Genomic DNA, 18,604 nt, shown 5'->3' with positions numbered 1-18,604 from the left:
CATCCCGCGCGCAGGCGTCACCTTCATCGGTGGCGCTCCGCGTCGGAGGACGCCTCCAGACCATGGCTCCGTCCGCCGCGAACACCGCCGCCGCGCCCTTCACGTTCACCCGTGCACAGAGGGTGTTCACGATGTCGGGCGCGCTGCTCGGGCTGCTGCTCGCGGCGCTGGACCAGACGATTGTCGCCACGGCGGGTCCCTCCATCCAGGCGGACCTGGGCATCTCCCCCGCGCTCTATCCGTGGCTGACGACGTCGTACCTGGTCGCGTCGACGATGATGGTGCCCGTGTGGGGGAAGCTGTCGGACCTGCTGGGCCGGCGCATTGTGCTGGCGGCGGGAATCGTCGTGTTCCTGCTGGGCAGCTTCCTGTGCGGCGTGTCGCGCTCGACGCTGACGCTCATCCTGTACCGCGCGGTGCAGGGGGTGGGCAGCGCGGCGCTCTTCACCGCGTCGCTGTCGGTGGTGGCGGACCTCTATCCGCCGCGCGAGCGAGGCAAGTACCAGGGCCTGTTCGGCGCGATGTTCGGCCTGTCGAGCGTGGTGGGGCCGCTGGCGGGAGGCTTCATCACGGACCGGCTGGGGTGGCACTGGGTGTTCTTCATCAACCTGCCGGTGGGCGCGGTGGCGCTCGCGCTCGTGCTCTCGCGCATGCCGGCGCTCAAGCCGCCGGGGGCCTCGCGCGGGAGGCTGGATGTGACGGGCGCGGTGCTGCTGGCGCTGGCGGTGGTGCCGCTCCTGCTCGCGCTCAGCCTGGGACGTGGCGCGGAGCAGGTGGCGCACGGTGGCGGCTGGGCGTGGAGCTCGTGGCAGGTGCTGGGGTTGTTCGCGCTCGCGGCGGTGGGGACGGTGTTGTTCCTGCGCGAGGAGAGGCGCGCGCAGGAGCCGCTGCTGGACCTGAAGCTGTTCCAGGACCGGACGTTCGCGCTGGGGAACGCGGCGGTGTTCGTCATCGGCGCGGTGTTCCTGTCGGGCGTGGTGTTCCTGCCGCTGTTCATGGTGAACGTGGTGGGGCTGTCGGCCACGCACGCGGGGCTGACGTTGACGCCGCTGACGTTGGGCGTGGTGGCGGGCAACATCCTCAGCGGTCAGCTGGTGTCGCGCATCGGCCGGTACAAGGGGCTGATGCTGGGCTCGCTGGTGGTGTTGATGGTGGGCTTCACGGTGATGGGGTTCACGCTGACGCCCACGTCGACGCAGACGGAGGTCACGGTGAAGATGGTCCTGGTGGGCGTGGGCCTGGGACCGTCGATTCCGCTCTACACGCTGGCCATCCAGAACGCGGTGTCACCCCAGCGCATCGGCGTGGCCACGGCGATGGCCACGTTCTTCCGTCAGCTCGGGATGACGCTGGGCGTGGCGCTGCTCGGCGCGGTGTTCGCGACGACGCTGTCGCATCAGCTGGGCACCCGCGTGGCGAGCGCCACGGAGGGACTGCAGCCGAAGCTGCGCGCCGAGCTGGCGTCCGCGGTGCCCGGTGTCGACGGGAGCGAGGCGGGCCCCGCGCAGTCGGCCTTCCAGGCGGAGAAGGTGAAGGAGCGCGTGCGCGCGGAGCTGGAGGCCGAGCGGCAGGCCCTTCAGCGCCCGGAGGTACGGGAGCAACGTGCGAAGGAAACGGCGCCCTCCGATGCGCGCGAGCAGCCTGCCGCGGCGTCAGCGCTCTCCGCTGTGGACGCGAAGGAACAGCGGGCGCTGGAGGCGGTCGACCGGACGGCGCTGGCGCTGAAGGAGTCCTTCACGCGGGCGGTGGAGGCGGTGTACCGCTGCGCCATCTTCGTCGCGCTGCTCGCGTTCCTGGTGACACTGCGGCTGCCCGAACAACCCCTGCAACGCGGGCGCGCGCGGGCACCGGCACCCACGGAATGAGCTCGGCGGCGCGCAACGCGCACGGAGGCGGACCGGGCCTTGCGCCGGTACACACGCCAGTGCGCGAGGGCACCGGGGCGGTGTGCCGGGCATCACCACCACGGACGGGACAGCGCCGGGCTCACGCGGCGGTGAGCGCGGAGGACTCCGAGTCGAGCGTGTAGATGCGCACGGGGTGGGGCACGCCCTTGACGGGGTGGTGCCCCAGGTCCTTCACGTCGCCACGGTAGTGGGAGACGAAGGACTCGGAGAGGAGCACGGGCTCGTTGAGCCCCGCGCACAGGCCCGCGATGCGGCTGGCCAGGTTCACCGCCGGGCCGATGACGGTGAAGTCGAGCCGGTCCGACGCGCCGATGTTCCCGTACATCACGTCGCCGACGTGGAGCGACGCGCCGAACTCGTAGGTGGGCAGGCCCCTGCGGCGGCGCGAGGCGTTGTCCTGCTCGCTGGCACGCACCGCCTCGTGCACGGTGCGCGCGGCGGCGGCGCAGCGGTCCTCCACGAGGGCGTGGTCGTCGATGCGGAAGATGGCCAGCACGGCGTCGCCCATGAACTTGAGCACCTCCGCGCCGTGCGAGTGGAAGGCGCCGACCATCGTCTCGAAGTAGGCGTTGAGCAGCTCGAGCAATGCGTCGCGGGGCAGCGCATCCGACAGCGCGGTGAAGCTGCGCAAGTCGCTCAGGCAGATGACGGCGGAGGTCGTCTCGCCGTCGCCGCGCCGAATCTGTCCCTGGAGGACGCGGCGCCCCGCGTCGCGGCCCAGGTACGTGTCGAGCAGCACGCCCGTCATGTCCTTGCGCGCGAAGACCTCCAGCACCAGCTCCAGGATGGGCTGCAGCTCGTGGAGCAGGGCGCGGTGCGCGTCCGTGAAGCCCCCGGGCTCGGAGGTGGCCCAGGAGACGCCGTGGCGCGAGTCATCGCTGAAGCACACCGGCAGCGCGAGGTACTCGGTGAGCCCCTCGGCGCGCAGCTCGGTGAACATGGGGAAGTCGCCGTCCGGGAGCGGCTGCTCCAGGCGGCGGTGGATGACGGGCAGCCCCTCGCGCAGGGCCTTGAAGGGGCTCTTCGAGAACGCGGGCAGGTGCTGGAGGCCGTGGGGGTGGACCTCGGCGGTGGCGCCATGTCCGACGCGCCAGCGGAAGCTCCGGGCGTGCAGGAGCGGGTGCAGCGTGAAGAGGACGATGGAGGCGCGCGACACGGGCACACCGCACGCGGTCAGCCGTTCACACAGGCCCGACAGCAGCGGCACGGGATTGGGCAGACGCCTTGCTTCCACGGCGAGCCAGCCCACCACGGAGGAGAAGGCATGGTCGCGAAGGCTTCGCGAGTCTCCGGCATTCACTTTCACGAGGCACTCACCACCCCCCGGCGGGCCGAGCCGGGCCGGGCGCGAAGCAACCATGACGAACCCGGAGCGTCAACGGAGACCTCGGAGAGCGAGCGGGCGGGTGCCTGTCCCCGCCGCCCCTCCCCCGAGTGTGCGTGGACCTCACAGCTCGTCGAACAGGTCGACGACGGCCTGCGCCAACAACTCCTGCTCGTCGGAGGAATGCTGCGACGCGTACGTGAGGACATCCTGAACGCCCGCCGCGTCCCTGCTCCAGAAGAGCGTCTTCAGCCGCGCTCGCAGCCGCTCACCCTCGTCACCCGCCGAGTCGAGCGCCTCGCGCGTGGACTGCGCGCCCACCAGCTTGACGTAGACGAACATGTCGAAGCTGTCCTTGGACTTCTCGGGACGATGCTCACGCTTGGCGCGCTCCTTCATCGTGAGGAAGCCCACCGCGTCGGGCAACAGAATCGCCAGGGACTTTCCGCCCACGGTGAGCGACACCTGCTGGCTCCGACGCAGGGCGACGCGAGAGTCCAGCAGCGGCGTCATCTGCGTGGGGAGCGCGTCGACCTCCACATCCCCTGGCGCGAAGAGGTCCAGGTCCATGCGCTGACCACTGGGCAGGTCCTTCGACCAACGATAACCCTTCGAGCGTCGGGAGAAGCCTCGTTCCGAGAAGACCTCGGGGAGCCGGCCCGCCATGAACTCCGAGCCGTCCATGTCGAACAGCAGGTCGGGCTCGAACGAGAACCCCCGCTCCACGGCCACGCCCGTGTCCGTCTCGACGGCGATGACCCCCGAGCCTCCGCGGCGCTTCGACTCCAACGCGAGCACCTGTCCACCGATGAGCATCACGGGCGTCGACAGCGCTCCCAGGTCGAGCAACAGCTCCCGGAGCTCGCCCAGGATTTCGTCGAACCGCTCCTCGTCGGTCACTCGAAGTCCTCGACGAGCGGCAACGACCTCGCGAAGCGACGCAGCAGCTCGTCCGCCTGTTCCTCACCACGCCCGCCGCTGTGCTGGAAGTCCACGGCCAGTTGGGGGAGCGCCACGCCCGGGCCATGCGGGAGGGCGCGCGGACTGGAATAGATGCCTCCCACCTCCGTCTCCGCGGAGGGCTCCGCGCGGAGAATCCAGAAGTTGTGCGGCGTCATCCGGCGCAGCTCGAAGGCGCGGATGGCCGCCTCCTGCGAACCGGAGAGATAGAGCCCGTGGGGCAGCCCCGAGACGAACCGCTCCTCGGGTTCAAGGGCACTCGCCAGGGAGAAGATGGAGCGAATCCCCTGGGAGCTCAGCCTCCGATACCCCGCCTCGAGCGCCTGGGACGTCGTGGAGGGCGCGTTGAACCCCTCCTTCGAGATGGCCGTGGGACGTCCGTGCTTCATCCACGTCTTGAGCAGCCCCACGGGCTCGCGAAGGCGCACGCCGCCGCTGACGTCCACCAGTCCCTCCTGGGTGAGTCGCTTGATGACCCCATGCGCATACGCGTAGCTCGTCTGGGTCTGGTCCGAGAGGGCGCGCACCGTCCAGCGACGGCCGGGGGACTCGAGCAGCGCGCGCACGATGCGACTGCCCTTGCCGTGGAACACCGGCTCGCGAGGGACGCGGTTCGAGGAGCCGCGCCCCTGAATCCGGATGAAGGTGCTCCCGGTGCGCAGGAAGAACGTGCCGCGTTGATCCACCAGCGCGAGCTCTTCGTTCGCGCAGGCCTCGACCACGCGAGGCGACGCGGAGTCGGTGACGAGCATCGGCACACGGAAGGTCGGCAGCTTGTCGAAGTCCGTTTCCCGGTGACGAAGCTGCTCGCGGAGCGACAGCAGCTTGTCCTTCTGGGCCACCACCTGCGCGGGGAACAGGGGCGCGCGGTAGCTCAACAGCACCGGGACCCTGGCCTCCGGAAGTCGGACCTCCGCGAGGTCATAAGCCGACTCCCCTCCCGGACCGGTCCGCGGGATGATCAACCCCTCCTGACGCACCAGCTCCACGCCCGCCGGAAGCGTCGGCGGGTCCTTCCAGAACTCTTCCCTGAAGTGGGGTCTATCGGGCTTCATTCAATTTTGTCGATACTGCTACGATTCCTAGCAACCAGCTAGCTCGCTGATAGCTATCACTCGATTATCGACAAAATTAAGTCACGGACACCCAGAGCCCGTCCAGGCGCCACGGAGGGGCCCGGAGTCCCGAGCCCCTCCCCTGCTCAGTGCCCCGACGAGGCCTTCGCAGGGGCGGCCACGGGAGCCCCGCCACCCGGGGGCGCAGCCGGAGCCTCCGGCCGCGCGAGCGTGTCCGGGGACTCGGCCATCGCATACGTCACCCACGCGGTGGCGGCCGTGCTCCGCGCCAGGTCCTGAGGGTCCACCTTGTCCAACGTGTCCGCGTGCGTGTGGTGCACATCGAAGTAGCGGCTCGCGTCCACCTCCACGCCGAAGAACGGCACGCGCGCGGGGAGCAGCGGGCTGATGTCCGCGCCCCCGGCCTCGCGCGGGGAGAACTGCGCCGCGCCGAGCGCCACCAGCGGCGACAGCCACGGCTCCAGCAGCTCCTTGCCACCCGGCCCAGAGCGCAGGCTCACCGCCACCGGCCGCCCGCCACCCGAGTCCATCTCCATGGCGGCCACGTGCTTGGACAGCTCCGCCGCGTGCGCCTCCGCGTACGCGCGGCCACCGCGCAGGCCGTTCTCCTCGTTCATGTACAGCACCACCCGCACCGTGCGCCGGGGCGCCTGGGGCAGCTTCGCGATGAGCCGCGCGGCCTCCATCACCATCACCACGCCCGCTCCGTCGTCATGCGCGCCCGTCCCCACGTCCCACGAGTCCAGGTGCGCGCTGATGAGGACGATTTCCTGCGGCTTCTCGCGGCCCCGAATCTCCGCGACCACGTTGTGCGAGTCCGCGTCCGGGAGCTCCGAGCACCCGAGCACCATCTTCACGCGAACCGGGCCCTTCGCGAGCAGGCGGTGCAGCTGGTCCGCCTCCTCCGTCGTCACCGACGCGGCGGGGATGCGAGGCCCCTCGTCATCGAAGCGGGTGGAGCCCGTGTGCGGCGTGCGCAGCGACGCCGTGGCCAGCGAGCGCACCAGCGAGCCCACCGCGCCCGCCTTCGCCGCGAGCGCCGGGCCTCGGCCGCGCAGCCCCGCGAAGCGGCCGTAGTCCGCGGGCGACGACATGGTGTGGTTGAAGAAGACGATCTTCCCCTTCACCGAGTCACCCAGCGTGGCGAGCGCCTCCAGCGACGTCACCTCCACCACCTCGGCGGTGAGGCCCTCGGGGGCCGTGGGCGGGCTGCCACCCAGCGCGAGGATGAACAGCGGATGGCCGCGCGTGGTGGCGGAAGGGAGAATCTCCGCGCGCTCCTCGCCGCGCACCCAGCGAGGCACCTTCACGGGCTCGGTCCATGCCTTCACGCCGTCGGCCTTGAAGCTCTTGAGGGCCCACTGCACCGCGGCGGCGGCGCCCTCGGAGCCCGACAGGCGCGGGCCAATCCCATCCGTCAGCTCCGCGAGCCGCGCGTAGGAGTGTCCTTCCGTCAGCGCGGGGCCCACCAGCTTCTCCGCCACGGCCAGCGGCGGCGCATACGCCTTCTTCGCGGGCGCGGCGGACTTCGCGGGGGCCTGGGGCTTCGCGGGAGCGGCGGGGGCGGCGCCCGACACGAGCTGCAGCGCCAGGGATGACGACAGGATGAGCGTGGAGACGGGCAAGAGGACCTCCGGAAGAGGCGCCCACTCTCCGCCCGGCCCTCAGGGCTCGCAAGCCAGATGCGCTCGACGCACCGTGCGAGTCACGGACGCTTGCCTGGTGAAGCTGGAGAGGATTTCGGAGAATCCCAGGGGCCACCGCGCGCCGAGAGGGGGAACGCGGCGCGCGGGGCTCAACTGGGACTTCATACGGCGGTATCGCTTTTGGGGGAGGCGATAGCCGCCGCTGCGTCTCACTCTTTGGGAGGAAACGTGGCGGGCATGTTGAAGATCATTCGCAACGCCGTCAAGCCCGGCACCTCACTCAGCGTACAAGCGGACAATCTTTTCCCAGGAAGTGGTTCAATTTTACAGCCACAGCGCCATCCACGGGTGGGCAACTGTGGTCTTCAGCGAAGAACGAGCCCATGACGACAGACGAAGCCTTCTTCACCCTCTACAGCGACCTGCCACGGTTGGGCCCTGGCAGTGATGCCTGCACACGTGAGGCATTGGGACGCCTCCCCTCCCTGCCACCCGCCCCCCGCGTCGTGGACCTGGGCTGCGGCAACGGAAGACAGACGCTGGCGCTCGCAGAAGCCTTGCGGACCCACATCCTCGCGGTGGATCTCCACCCACCCTTCCTCCAGCAGTTGGAGCAGGACGCCCGCGCGCGAGGACTGCAAGCCTTCATCCAGACACGCTGTCAGGACATGGGTGCGCTCGACCTCCCCCACCAATCCGTGGACCTGCTCTGGTCCGAGGGCGCCATCTACCATCTGGGCTTCGGCCCCGGCCTCACGCGCTGGCGGCCCCTGCTCGCACCCGGCGGCCTCGCCGCCATCACCGAGTGCACCTGGCTCACCGACACCCGCCCCGCCGAGGCCGTGGAGTTCTGGACTGAGGGCTACCCCACCATGGGCACCGTCGAGGAGAACCGCGCCGCCGCGCTCGCCGCGGGCATGGAGGTGCTGGACACCTTCACCCTCCCGCCCTCCGCGTGGTGGGACGACTACTACACCCCGCTGCTCGAGCGCGCCCGGCGCCTCGCCCCCACCGCCGACGAGCCCCTCCGCCAGGTCATCGCCGGCGCCCACCGCGAGACGGACCTCTACCGTCACCATGGCCACGCCTACGGCTACGTCTTCTATCTGTTGCGCCGCCCCACTTGAGCGCTCGCGCGGTTCCAGGAATGCGACAGGAATTGAGCCCCACCGTCAGGGCTCGGCCCTGTGGTTGCCCTGCACCCGGGCACCCACTCACTCCCCTGGGTCAAAGAAATACGGACATGCATTTTTTCCAGAAATGGTGTCTATGTCGCTGAAGGCACGTTAGTCCCCGTCACGCACCCCAGCGACGCCATGACCTCCCCCCAGGGCCGTGGTGTGTCGAGCCTCAGGACGTCGAAGGAACGCAATGTTGATGGAGCAGTGGGCTCACCGATTCTTCGAGCTCTCGACCGAGCTGTTCGCGGTGCTGGGCTCGCAGGGACGGATTCTGGAAGCCAACCCGGCCTGGAACGTGACGGTGGGTTGGTCTCCCACGGAGCTGCGGCTGGAGGGCTATCGGGGCTTCATCCATCCCGAGGACCTCGCCCAGGTGGACTCCCGGTTGGAGTCGCTGGCGCGGAGGATGGGCACCACCCGCTTCTCCTGCCGGTGGCGCTGTCGGGACGGCACGTGGGCGTGGCTGGTGTGGAGCGTGGCCTGCTCCGCGGTGGGCGGCCCGCTGTACTGCACGGTGCGCAGGCTGGAGTCGCCTCCCGCGCTCGAGCCCGGCCCCACCACCTCCGAGCCCGGCGGTCCGCTGCCGCCGTGGGCGATGAGCGACAGCCTGCCCCTGGGCCTCTACGTGGTGGAGGTGCGCACGGGCGCGGTGCTCTACGCCAACCGCCGCTTCTGCCAGCTGTGGGGCATCGAGTCGCTGGAGAGCGCCATCCGCAAGGGGCAGGTGACCCACGAGGATGTGCTCGGCCACTGCCTGCGCGCGGGTGAGGCCGCGAGCGTGCTGCGCCTGGTCTCCCCGACGGAGGCAGACACCCCGCCTCCGCTGCACGCGGACGAGGCGCAGCTGACCAACGGCCGCACCCTGCGCCGGCTGTCCACGCCCATGGGCGCCAGCGGCGACGAGTCCCGCTACCGGCTGTTCGCCTTCGAGGACGTCACCGAGCGCAAGCGCACCGAGGAGGCCCTGCACCGCTCCGAGGAGAGCTTCCGCAAGCTCATCGAGACGGCGCCCGAGGTCATCTTCGTCCACCGCGACCAGCGCTTCGTCTACGTGAACCCCACGCTGCTGCGCGCGCTGCGGTACGAGCACGCCAGCGAGCTCATCGGCCGGTCCATCTGGACCATCGTCCACCCGGACGACCTGGACATGGTGCGCCAGCGCGTGCACGCGGTGGTGGCCCGGGGCGAGCTGGCCCCGCTGCGCGAGATCCGCTACCTGCGCCGCGACGGCACCTGGTTCGACGCGGAGAGCGCGGGGCTGCCCGTGGACTTCGACGGCGTGGGCGCTGTCGTCGTGATGGCGCGCGACATCACCGAGCGCAAGCGCATGCAGGCCCAGCTGCTCCAATCGGACCGGATGGTGCTCGCGGGCACGCTGGCCGCGGGCGTGGGCCACGAAATCAACAACCCGCTCACCTACGTCATGGCCAACCTGGAGTCGGCCCTGGACGCGATGCACCGGCTGGGCGGCGAGCTGGGGAGGATGCTGCCCGACGGCGCACTGGCGCCGAGCTGGTCCATGACCCTGAAGGACACGGTGGAGCTGCTCAAGGAGGCGCACGAAGGCGCCACCCGCGTGCGCAACATCGTCCGGGACCTGAAGTACATCTCCCGTCAGGACGAGGAGCGGCGCGAGCTGCTCGACGTGCGCGAGTCGCTGGAGTTCTCGCTCAAGCTGGCCTCCAGCGAGCTGCGCCCGCGCGCCCAGGTCATCAAGAAGTACGAGGACGTGCCGCTGGTGCACGCGGACGCGTCTCGGCTGGGGCAGGTGTTCCTGAACCTCGTCGTCAACGCGGCGCAGGCCATCCCCGAGGGGGACCCGACGAACCAGCACGTGACGCTCTGGGTGCGCCCGGGGCCGCATGGCGGCGTCGCGGTGGACGTGAGCGACTCGGGCAGCGGCATGCCGCCCAGCGTGCTCGCGCGCATCTTCGACCCGTTCTTCACGACCAAGGCGGTGGGCTCGGGCACGGGCCTGGGGTTGTCCATCTGCCACGGCATCATGCGCGGCCTGGGCGGCGACATCACGGTGCGCAGCGAGCCGGGCCAAGGGACGACCTTCACGGTGCTGCTGCCCCCCGCGCCCGCGGACGCGGCGCCTCGCGAGGTGCCCGTGCTGCTGCCGCCCTCGTCCGAGCGCGCCGGCCGGATGCTGGTCATCGACGACGAGCCCGCGGTGGGTCGCTCACTGGCGCGCATCATCGGCAAGCGCCACCAGGTGACGGTGGTGAGCAGCGGCGAGGAGGCGTTGGCGAAGCTGGACTCGGGCGCTCCCTTCGACGCCATCTTCTGTGACCTGATGATGCCAGGCATCACCGGCATGGACGTCTACGAGCGGGTGCGCGAGCGGGAGCCGGGGTTGAGCCTGCGCTTCATCTTCATCACCGGCGGCTCGTACACGGCCCGGGCGCGGCAGTTCCTGGAGCGCATCCCCAACCCGCGCATCGAGAAGCCGTTCGACGCGCAGATGATTCAGCAGCTGGTCGGAGAGGTATTGGCCGTCGGAGTTGACGGTGATGTCTCCGGCCTGGAGTGAAACCACCGCGCCGGATGTCCCGGCGCGCCCCTGAAGGGAGTTCCCTGGTGATTGGCGGCGGATTCGTCATCGATGCGGTTACGCACGCGTACAACCTGCACCCGTCCAACTGGCGTGCCGGGAAGTACGCCGAATCCCTGGCCCAGCTCATCTTCGGCCTGCACTCGGGGCTGTCCGGCGACACGCACCGTGTCGTGAAGCCGGAGCAGTTCATGAAGGACTGGTCCGTGGACGAGCTGGCCCACATCCTCTTCGTGGAGAGCGACGTCGACCTCGCGGTGCACCACGTGCTGCCGCTGCAGACGCTCTACACGGACGGGCTGTGCTCGTACGAGAAGACGCTCGACATCAAGCGGCGCTTCCCGGACCGCTTCCTGGTGTACGCGGGCGTGGACCCGCTGCGGGGCACGGCGGCGCTGGAGGACCTGGAGAAGCAGGTGGAGGAGCTCAAGCCCACGGGTCTGAAGCTCTATCCGGCGGCGTGGCTGGGGGACTCGTTCAAGCACACGGGCTGGCGGATGGATGACCCGCGCATCGCGTTCCCGCTGTTCGAGCGGGCGCAGAAGCTGGGCATCAAGAACATCGCGGTGCACAAGGGCCTGCCGATGGGGGCGGTGCCCATCGAGGCGTACAAGGTCGACGACATCGGCGGCGCGGCGGATGCGTTCCCGGACCTGAACTTCGAAATCGTCCACGGCGGCATGGCGTTCCTGGACGAGACGGGCATGCAGCTGTCGCTGTTCCCCAACGTGTACGTGAACCTGGAGGTCACGGGGGCGCTCTTGGTGAAGCGCGAGCGCTGGTTCGCCGAGTCGCTGGCGCAGCTGCTCAAGTGGGCGGGCCCCGCGAAAATCATGTGGGGCTCCGGCACGGTGTTCAGCCACCCGCAGCCGGCGCTGGAGAAGTTCTGGAACGACTTCCAGCTGCCCGAGGAGCTCACCCAGGTGTGCGGCATGCAGGTGACGCCCGAGGTGAAGCGGATGATTCTCTGCGACAACTACGCGCGCTACGCGGGCGTGGACGTGGAGGCGGTGAAGAAGCGCATCGCGAACGACGAGTTCGCGCGCAAGAAGGCGAAGGGGAACATCCAGCCGTACAGCTACCAGGGAGGGCGGCCGTGACGCCCGTGGAGAGCGCGCTGCGCGAGCGCATCCAGGGGATTCCGGACCCGTGCAGCCTGGCCACGGGCGTGCCGCTGGGCATCGGGGAGATGGGGCTCATCGAGAGCGTGGTTCATCAGGAAGGGAAGGTGACGGTGCGTCTGCACATCACCTCGCCCATGTGCATGATGGCCGCGTACTTCATGCGGGAGATCGAGCAGCGGCTCACGGGCCAGGAGGGTGTCGAGTCCGTGCACGTGGAGTTCGACCACGACCTGAAGTGGACGCCGCAGGACATCCACCCGGACGCCCGGGAGCGGCTGGCGGCGAAGCGAATCACGATGCTCGGGGGACGGATGATTCCCCGAGGTGAGGCGCCGACGTCGCGCTGAAGCGGCTGTTCGTCTGGGTTGGAGCGGGCTCGTCATCCGGGTGGGTGACGGGCCCTTTGCTTTGGGATGGGTATGGCGCGATGGATGGTGGTGGTGTTGTGGCTCGTGATGGGCTGTGCCTCCGAGGACCACGGGCTGCTGCGGTACGAGCGGAGCACCACGCCGCGCAGCTCCGGCAAATCCACGGGCCACAGGTTCGCGCCGTGCAACGGCCAGCCCGCCTTCACGCGCGGATGCTCGGGCCCCAGCTCCGTGCCCAGGTAGAGCCCCTCCTTGCGGTCAGGCTTGCCCGACGTGAGCTCTCCACCCAACGGAAACCACCCTCGCCACGCGGCGCCACCCCGCGCCATGTCCATCGCCTCCTTCGCCTCACGCGGCAGCGCGAAGAAGCGGTGACTCAGATCCTCCATGCGCGCGAGGAGCGCGTCGGGCACACCGTGCCCCGAGACGTAGAAGAAGCCCGTGTCACGACACGCCTGCTCGATGTCTCGCGCCACCTGCCGCCGAGCCTCGGAGCGGGACGCGTCGAACAGCGGGGACATCTCGATGACAGGCAGACTTCCAGACGAGGGGACTCCAGCCATGCTCGGAGCCTATACCGGCCCGCACTCGGACCGTGTGTGGCACCTCCAGAGCAAGCGAGCATGACGGCGCTGGACCCGACCTGCCCCCGGGTGGAGAGTGCGCCGCGTCCGCCATGTCCACGTCAGCACCTTCCGAATCGCCGCACGCCACGCTCAGCCCCGGACTCGTGTGGCTCATGGCCGCCGCCTCCGGCGCGACCGCCGCCAACCTCTATTACAACCAGCCCCTGCTCGGAGACATCGGCCGGGACCTCGGGGCCTCGGGCGGGATGCTCGGCCTGGTGCCCACGCTCACCCAGGTGGGCTACGCGGCGGGCATGCTGCTCATCGTCCCGCTCGGCGACAGCCTGGAGCGCCGCCGCGTCATCGTCACCATGTCCGCGCTCGTGAGCCTCGCCCTCGTCGGCGCCGCGCTCGCTCCCACCCTGCCCTGGCTCGTCATCGCCAGCTTCCTCGTGGGCGCCACCACCGTCGTCCCCCAGCTCCTCGTCCCCTTCGCCGCGCACCTCGCCCCCGCGGCGCAGCGCGGCCGCGTGGTGGGCACCGTGATGAGCGGCCTGCTCATCGGCATCCTCCTGTCCCGCACCGCCGCTGGCTTCGTGGGCACCCACCTGGGCTGGCGCGCCATGTTCTGGCTCGCCGCGGGCTTCATGCTCCTGCTCGCCGTCGTGCTGCGCTTCACCCTGCCCTCGCAGCCGCCCGTGGCCGCCATGCCGTACCCGGAGCTGATGCGCTCGCTCGTGCACCTGGCGCGCACCGAGCCCGTGCTGCGCATCCACGCGGTGCTCGGCGCCCTCACCTTCGGCGCCTTCAGCGTCTTCTGGTCCACGCTCGCCCTGTATCTGGAGAGCCTCCCCGAGCACTACGGCCCCCAGGTCGCCGGACTCTTCGGCGTCGTCGGCGTGGTGGGCGCGCTCATCGCCCCCGTCGTCGGTCGCTACGCGGACTCGCACGGAGGCCGGCGCATCAACATGTTCGCCATCGGCGTGCTGCTGCTGTCCTTCGTCGTGATGTGGCCCCTGGGGCGCTGGCTGTGGGGCATCGCCCTGGGCGTGGTGCTGCTCGACCTGGGCGTTCAGGGCAACCACATCTCCAACCAGACCCGCGTCTACGCCCTGCGCCCCGAGGCTCGCAGCCGCCTCAACACGCTCTACATGGTGACCTACTTCGCCGGCGGCGCGGCCGGCTCCTGGCTCGGCACCACCGCGTGGACCCACGCCGGCTGGACGGGCGTCTGCGCCGCGGGCGCCGCGCTCTGTGTCACCGGACTGCTGATACTGCTCCCGGGGAGAAATCGCTGAGACGCATTCCCAGCTCCCCCCCGGAGGCGCGGCGCGCAGAGGGCGCTTGGCGTCGAGACGGGAACAGCGGACGATGGCGACACAGAAACCTCCTCTCGGGAGCCTCGATGGAAACGCCCCACCGGGCGGACGATGACCGCCGCGCTTGGGGTTGGCTGCTCGGAGTGCTGGCGCTCGCGCTGCCCGGGGTCTTCTTCTTCCGGGCAACCTTCTCGCGCGATGTCTTCCTCGCAGGCGACACGCTGCGGGTCTTCTATCCGATACGCGCTTACTGGGCCTCGCGCGTATCCCAGGGACAGTTTCCGGACTGGTTCCCCTTCGACGGCTTCGGCCAGTCGTTCCCCGCCATCTTCATCTCGGGCGCCTTCCACCCCACCACGCTCCTCCACCTGCTGCTGCCGCTTGGCACCGCGGTGAAGGTCACGATGATGCTGAGCTTCACGCTCGCATTCCTCGGGACGACAGCGCTCCTGCGCGAGCTGCGCGTTTCCCGGGCCGGGGCCTTGTTCGGCGCGCTGACGTTCACCTTCAGCGGATACCTGGTCTGCATCACCAACAATCCGACCTACCTCCTGTCCGCCACGGCCTTGCCCGTGGCCCTGTGGGGGGTGCTGCGATTCATTCGAGAGCAGACTCCGGGGCGGCTCGCGACGGGCGGTCTGCTGCTCGCCCTGGTCGCGTTTGCCGGAGACGCACAGGCGTTCGCCGTGGTGCAGGCGCTGGGCGTGCTGCTCGCGTGCGTGGAGCCCTTGCGCGCCTCGGAGACGTGGCCGCGACGCGTGGGAGCGTGTCTGCTGCTGGTGGTCACGGGAGGACTGCTGGCGGCGCCGCAGTTGCTTCCCGCAGCGGGGCTGGTGTCGAGCGGCGAGCCTGGCGCCCGCTCCGTGGTGGAGGCACAACGCTTCTCGTTGCACCCACTGCGCCTCGCCGAGCTGTGGGTCGGGCCCTTCCTCACCGACGCACAGGGCATGCGCGGCATCCCGGAAGCCGTGGTGCGCAAGCTCGTCTACGTCGGGGGCTTCACGCGGGCGTGGGTGGACTCGCTCTACGTCGGCACGCCTGCCTTCGTCCTGGCGCTGGCGGGTGTGGGGAGCTCGTGGCGGCGGGGACGCTCGTGGGTGCTGGTGGCGGCGTGGGTGCTGCTATTGCTGCTCGCGCTGGGGCAGGCGCTGCCCGTCTATGGCTGGGTGTATCAGGTGCTGCCTTTGTGGCGGCCCTTCCGCTACCCGGAGAAGCTGGGCCCCTTTCTCGTGCTGGGCCTCGCGGTGGCCGCGGGGTGGGGCTGGCGACAGTGCCTGTCTCCGGGAGGCAACGCGCGCGCGGTCATCATCGCGGGGGGCTCGGTGGCGGCCGTCTGCGGCGCCATCGCGTTGGGAGAGTCGCTCGGCGGACTCTGGACACACGGCTGGGTGCTGCCGCACTGGCCGGACATTCCCGCTCCCGCCCTGGAAGGCCTGTCCCACAACGTGGTTCGGATGGCATCGACAGCGGCGGTGCTGGCGCTCTTGTGCGCCCTGGTGGCGTGGCGCCCGCGCCTCTCCGCGGGACTTGTCGTGGTGCAGGGCGTGGCACTCTTCCTGGAGAACGGACCGCTCTATCAGGTGTCACCCGCGGAAATCCTGGAGACGCCGCCTCCCTTCGCCCAGCAGGTCCTTGCCTCCGTCCCCCCGGGGGAACCCGTGCGGGTGATGACGCGAGTGAAGTCCTATGGTGCTCCACGGCTCCAGGGCTACGACTACAAGGACCGGCTGAGCCTGGCGCAGACGGCGGCGCTCGCGCCGGACACCCCGGTGTTCTGGGGCATCGAGAGCGCGGGGGGCTACCTGCCCGGAGAGAGCCTCCGCGTACGCAAGCTCAAGGGAGATCTGGAGCGCTGGTTCGGAGTGCTCGCTCCTCGTCTGTCCACGCCGTTCTCGCTGGCGCGCACCGAGGAGTTGTCGGGCGGACTGCCGCCGCGCGCGCAGGTTGCGGCGGAGGACCCGCTCTTCGGGCTGACGTTGCTGACCCACCCGGACGCGCCGCCGCGCATCCATCTGGCTCGACCGGAGTGCGTTCCTTCGGTCGAGGAAGCGCTGCTGCGCATGAGCGCGCCCGAGCTGCCCCGTCGCGAGGTGGCGGTCATCGAGTGCGCGGAGCCGCTGCCCGTGGCGGAGGGCTCGGGAACGGGCCATGTCACCGTGAACCGGGTGACACCGGAGCATCTCGAGGTGAAGGTGGAGGCCGCCGCTCCCGCGGTGCTGGTGGTCAACGACGCCCTCCAGCCCGGCTGGTCCGCGACCCTCGACGGCGCGTCCGTGCCCATCCTTCCTGCCAATGTCGCGGTGCGCGCGGTGGAGGTGCCCGCGGGGGAACACCTCGTGGTGATGCGCTATCGGACGCCCGGACTGGTGCCAGGACTGTGGGTGGGCGCCCTGACGCTGTGCGCGCTGGCCACCGCCATGGTGCTGGCACGGCGGCGCGCGCACAGAATCACTTCCTCCTGAATCGCACCTCGTATCACCCATTCGTTCGACGCGCTGTGCGTGCTGACCACCGAGGGCGCCAGACACAGAGGCACGAGCGAGCCTCCGTTGCTCGCGACCTCACGCTTCCTTCGGCTTCGCCTCCGGGGTCAGCACCACCAACAACGCCTTGGCGCTCACCTGACCACCCACCGAGGCGTTCACCGCCTCGACCGTGCCCGGGATGTCCGCGACGAGCTGGAACTCCATCTTCATCGCCTCCAGGACGACGAGCACGTCCCCCGGCTTCACCGTGGCCCCGGGCTTCGTCTCCACGCGCAGGATGCGGCCGTCCATCGGCGCGAGCAGCCGTCCCGTCCCCGCGCCCTCCGCCGACTTCGGCGGACGGAACGTCACGTCCGTGAGGCACCGCGCCCCCGAGCCCAGGTCCAGCCACAGCGAGTCCCCAGCGCGCAGATACCGCCCGCGCCCCCGAGCCCCCGCGACGGCGTAGTCGAACACACCCTCCGCGAGGCCCAGCACGGAGACCTCCAGCTTCTCCTCGCCCGTGACGACCTCGTACTGCTCGGAGGTCACCGGGCGCACGGAGACCTTCGCCTCGCCGCTCCGGTCCTCGAGCGTCATCGTCACCGCGTGCGAATACGCCGTGTTCCAGTTCACCAGCGAGGCATCCACTCCGCTCGTCCTGGAGAGCCGCAGCGCCTCGTCATGGAACAGCGCCACCGCCGCCAGCGCCCGCTCGCGAGCGCTCGTGCGGTACAGCCGCTCCAGCGTCGCGCCGTCCGCGTGCTTGCCGATGAAGCCCGTGTCGTATGCCCCCGAGCGGAACGCGCCATCCTCCAGCACATGCAGCAGCAGGTCCTTGTTCGTCGTGACTCCGAACACGGTGAGTTCGTGCAGCGCCTCCACGAGCCGCCGCCGCGCCATCTCTCGGTCCGCGCCGTACGCAATCACCTTCGCCTGCATGGAGTCGTAGAAGGGCGGGATGTCCTGCCCCTCGCGCACGCCGTGGTCGATGCGCACGCCTTCACGCGAAGGCAGCCGCCACGTGAGCAGCCTCCCCGCCTGCGGCGCGTACTGGTTGGCCGGGTCCTCGGCGCACAGCCGCACCTCGATGGCGTGGCCCGTCCAGGTGATGTCCTCCTGCGCGCGCGGCAGCTTCTCACCGGAAGCCACCCGCAGCTGCCACTCCACCAAATCCAGCCCGGTAATCTGCTCGGTGACGGGGTGCTCCACCTGGAGACGCGTGTTCATCTCCATGAAGTAGAACTCGCCGTTCGGCGCCAGCAGGAACTCGATGGTGCCCGCGCCCTTGTAGGCAATCGCCCTGGCCGCCGTGACGGCCACCTGCCCCATCTTCTCGCGCAGCAGCGGGTGCACCGCGGGTGACGGGCTCTCCTCGACGATCTTCTGGTGACGCCGCTGCACCGAGCAGTCGCGCTCGCCCAGGTGCACCGCGTTGCCGTGCTCGTCCGCGAAGACTTGAATCTCCACGTGCCGCGCGTTGATGACCGCGCGCTCCAGGATGAGCTCTCCGCTGCCGAACGCGTTCGTCGCCTCCGAGCGGGCGCCCTTCAGCGCGGCCTTCAGCTGCGACGCCTCGTGCACCAGTCGCATGCCGCGACCACCGCCGCCCGCGGCCGCCTTCACCATCAGCGGGAAGCCGATGCGCTCGCCCTCCTTCGCCAGTGCCTCGTCGTCCGCGTCCGAGGCCTCGTAGCCCGGGATGCACGGCACGCCCGCCGCAATCATCCGCAGCTTGGCCTGACGCTTGTTGCCCATCAGCGTGATGGCCTCCGCGTCCGGACCGATAAACACCAGCCCCGCGTCCTTGCACGCGCGCGCGAAGGCCGCGTTCTCGGAGAGGAAGCCGTAGCCCGGGTGGATAGCCTGTGCCCCCGACGCCTTCGCCGCGCCGATGAGCTTCTCGATGACCAGGTACGACTCCTTCGCGGGCGACGGGCCGATGGGCACCGCCTCGTCCGCGGCGAGCACGTGCGGCGCGCCCCGGTCCGCCTCCGAGAACACCGCCACCGTCCGGAAGCCGAGCCGCTTGCAGGTGCGAATCACCCGCACCGCGATTTCACCCCGGTTCGCGATGAGGACCTTGTTGAAACGCTCCATCCCGTCCGCTC

General features: G+C 70.0%; 13 protein-coding genes. 7 read left to right on the top strand and 6 right to left on the bottom strand.

Features of this window, described 5'->3' with window-relative positions; genetic code table 11:
* Positions 1 to 62 precede the first annotated feature (62 nt).
* Positions 63 to 1,865: an MDR family MFS transporter gene (locus tag OWM54_RS21675; RefSeq protein ID WP_267698697.1), complete on the top strand. Its 1,803-nt coding sequence runs from the start codon at positions 63 to 65 to the stop codon at positions 1,863 to 1,865.
* Positions 1,866 to 1,986: 121 nt separating this feature from the next.
* Here OWM54_RS21675 and OWM54_RS21670 read toward each other — a convergent pair whose 3' ends face one another.
* From OWM54_RS21670 to OWM54_RS21655, 4 genes are all read right to left on the bottom strand, one after another.
* Positions 1,987 to 3,213: an adenylate/guanylate cyclase domain-containing protein gene (locus OWM54_RS21670; protein WP_223749412.1), complete on the bottom strand. Its 1,227-nt coding sequence runs from the start codon at positions 3,211 to 3,213 to the stop codon at positions 1,987 to 1,989.
* A gap of 141 nt (positions 3,214 to 3,354) precedes the next feature.
* Positions 3,355 to 4,131, bottom strand: a complete 777-nt coding sequence (locus tag OWM54_RS21665) for a hypothetical protein (RefSeq protein WP_267698696.1) — start codon at positions 4,129 to 4,131, stop codon at positions 3,355 to 3,357.
* Positions 4,128 to 5,246: a hypothetical protein gene (locus OWM54_RS21660; RefSeq protein WP_267698695.1), complete on the bottom strand. Its 1,119-nt coding sequence runs from the start codon at positions 5,244 to 5,246 to the stop codon at positions 4,128 to 4,130. The genes OWM54_RS21665 and OWM54_RS21660 overlap by 4 nt, the downstream gene beginning before the upstream one ends.
* 146 nt (positions 5,247 to 5,392) lie before the next feature.
* Positions 5,393 to 6,892, bottom strand: coding sequence for a M20/M25/M40 family metallo-hydrolase (locus OWM54_RS21655; protein ID WP_223749415.1), 1,500 nt, complete (start codon positions 6,890 to 6,892; stop codon positions 5,393 to 5,395).
* Between the two features lie 404 nt (positions 6,893 to 7,296).
* Here OWM54_RS21655 and OWM54_RS21650 point away from each other — a divergent pair, with 404 nt between their 5' ends.
* The 4 genes from OWM54_RS21650 to OWM54_RS21635 all read left to right on the top strand — a co-directional run bounded on the left by OWM54_RS21650 (position 7,297) and on the right by OWM54_RS21635 (position 12,122).
* Positions 7,297 to 8,040 (top strand): SAM-dependent methyltransferase, encoded by a 744-nt coding sequence (locus OWM54_RS21650; protein ID WP_223749416.1) that lies wholly within the window; start codon positions 7,297 to 7,299, stop codon positions 8,038 to 8,040.
* Between the two features lie 250 nt (positions 8,041 to 8,290).
* Positions 8,291 to 10,630: a PAS domain S-box protein gene (locus OWM54_RS21645; protein ID WP_223749417.1), complete on the top strand. Its 2,340-nt coding sequence runs from the start codon at positions 8,291 to 8,293 to the stop codon at positions 10,628 to 10,630.
* A 47-nt stretch (positions 10,631 to 10,677) separates the two neighbouring features.
* Positions 10,678 to 11,751 (top strand): amidohydrolase family protein, encoded by a 1,074-nt coding sequence (locus tag OWM54_RS21640; protein ID WP_141324563.1) that lies wholly within the window; start codon positions 10,678 to 10,680, stop codon positions 11,749 to 11,751.
* Positions 11,748 to 12,122 (top strand): metal-sulfur cluster assembly factor, encoded by a 375-nt coding sequence (locus OWM54_RS21635; protein WP_267698694.1) that lies wholly within the window; start codon positions 11,748 to 11,750, stop codon positions 12,120 to 12,122. Before OWM54_RS21640 ends, OWM54_RS21635 begins: the two co-directional genes overlap by 4 nt.
* A gap of 32 nt (positions 12,123 to 12,154) precedes the next feature.
* Here the strand turns inward: OWM54_RS21635 and OWM54_RS21630 are convergent, their stop codons facing one another.
* A complete protein-coding gene (locus tag OWM54_RS21630; RefSeq protein WP_267698693.1) occupies positions 12,155 to 12,706 on the bottom strand; it encodes a 2-oxoglutarate and iron-dependent oxygenase domain-containing protein in 552 nt (183 codons plus the stop codon).
* A gap of 113 nt (positions 12,707 to 12,819) precedes the next feature.
* Here OWM54_RS21630 and OWM54_RS21625 point away from each other — a divergent pair, with 113 nt between their 5' ends.
* Positions 12,820 to 14,007, top strand: coding sequence for an MFS transporter (locus tag OWM54_RS21625; RefSeq protein WP_223749420.1), 1,188 nt, complete (start codon positions 12,820 to 12,822; stop codon positions 14,005 to 14,007).
* A gap of 107 nt (positions 14,008 to 14,114) precedes the next feature.
* Complete coding sequence (locus OWM54_RS21620; protein WP_267698692.1) at positions 14,115 to 16,490, top strand: YfhO family protein; 2,376 nt, start codon at positions 14,115 to 14,117, stop codon at positions 16,488 to 16,490.
* Positions 16,491 to 16,589: 99 nt separating this feature from the next.
* Here OWM54_RS21620 and OWM54_RS21615 read toward each other — a convergent pair whose 3' ends face one another.
* Entirely contained in the window at positions 16,590 to 18,593 is a 2,004-nt protein-coding gene (locus OWM54_RS21615; protein ID WP_267698691.1) for an acetyl-CoA carboxylase biotin carboxylase subunit, read from the bottom strand.
* Between the last annotated feature and the right edge of the window lie 11 nt (positions 18,594 to 18,604).

It is taken from the genome of Myxococcus sp. MISCRS1 (assembly GCF_026626605.1).
Taxonomy (GTDB): domain Bacteria; phylum Myxococcota; class Myxococcia; order Myxococcales; family Myxococcaceae; genus Myxococcus; species Myxococcus fulvus.
This window is presented reverse-complemented; position numbering and strand designations above follow the sequence as displayed.

Bases quoted from the DNA above. Each gene is read 5' to 3' on its own strand.
- OWM54_RS21675 (WP_267698697.1), top strand. From the start codon at position 63: ATGGCTCCGTCCGCCGCGAACACCGCCGCCGCGCCCTTCACGTTCACC.
- OWM54_RS21650 (WP_223749416.1), top strand. From the start codon at position 7,297: ATGACGACAGACGAAGCCTTCTTCACCCTCTACAGCGACCTGCCACGG.
- OWM54_RS21630 (WP_267698693.1), bottom strand. From the start codon at position 12,706: ATGGCTGGAGTCCCCTCGTCTGGAAGTCTGCCTGTCATCGAGATGTCC.
- OWM54_RS21615 (WP_267698691.1), bottom strand. From the start codon at position 18,593: ATGGAGCGTTTCAACAAGGTCCTCATCGCGAACCGGGGTGAAATCGCG.
- OWM54_RS21660 (WP_267698695.1), bottom strand. From the start codon at position 5,246: ATGAAGCCCGATAGACCCCACTTCAGGGAAGAGTTCTGGAAGGACCCG.
- OWM54_RS21625 (WP_223749420.1), top strand. From the start codon at position 12,820: ATGTCCACGTCAGCACCTTCCGAATCGCCGCACGCCACGCTCAGCCCC.
- OWM54_RS21645 (WP_223749417.1), top strand. From the start codon at position 8,291: ATGGAGCAGTGGGCTCACCGATTCTTCGAGCTCTCGACCGAGCTGTTC.
- OWM54_RS21620 (WP_267698692.1), top strand. From the start codon at position 14,115: ATGGAAACGCCCCACCGGGCGGACGATGACCGCCGCGCTTGGGGTTGG.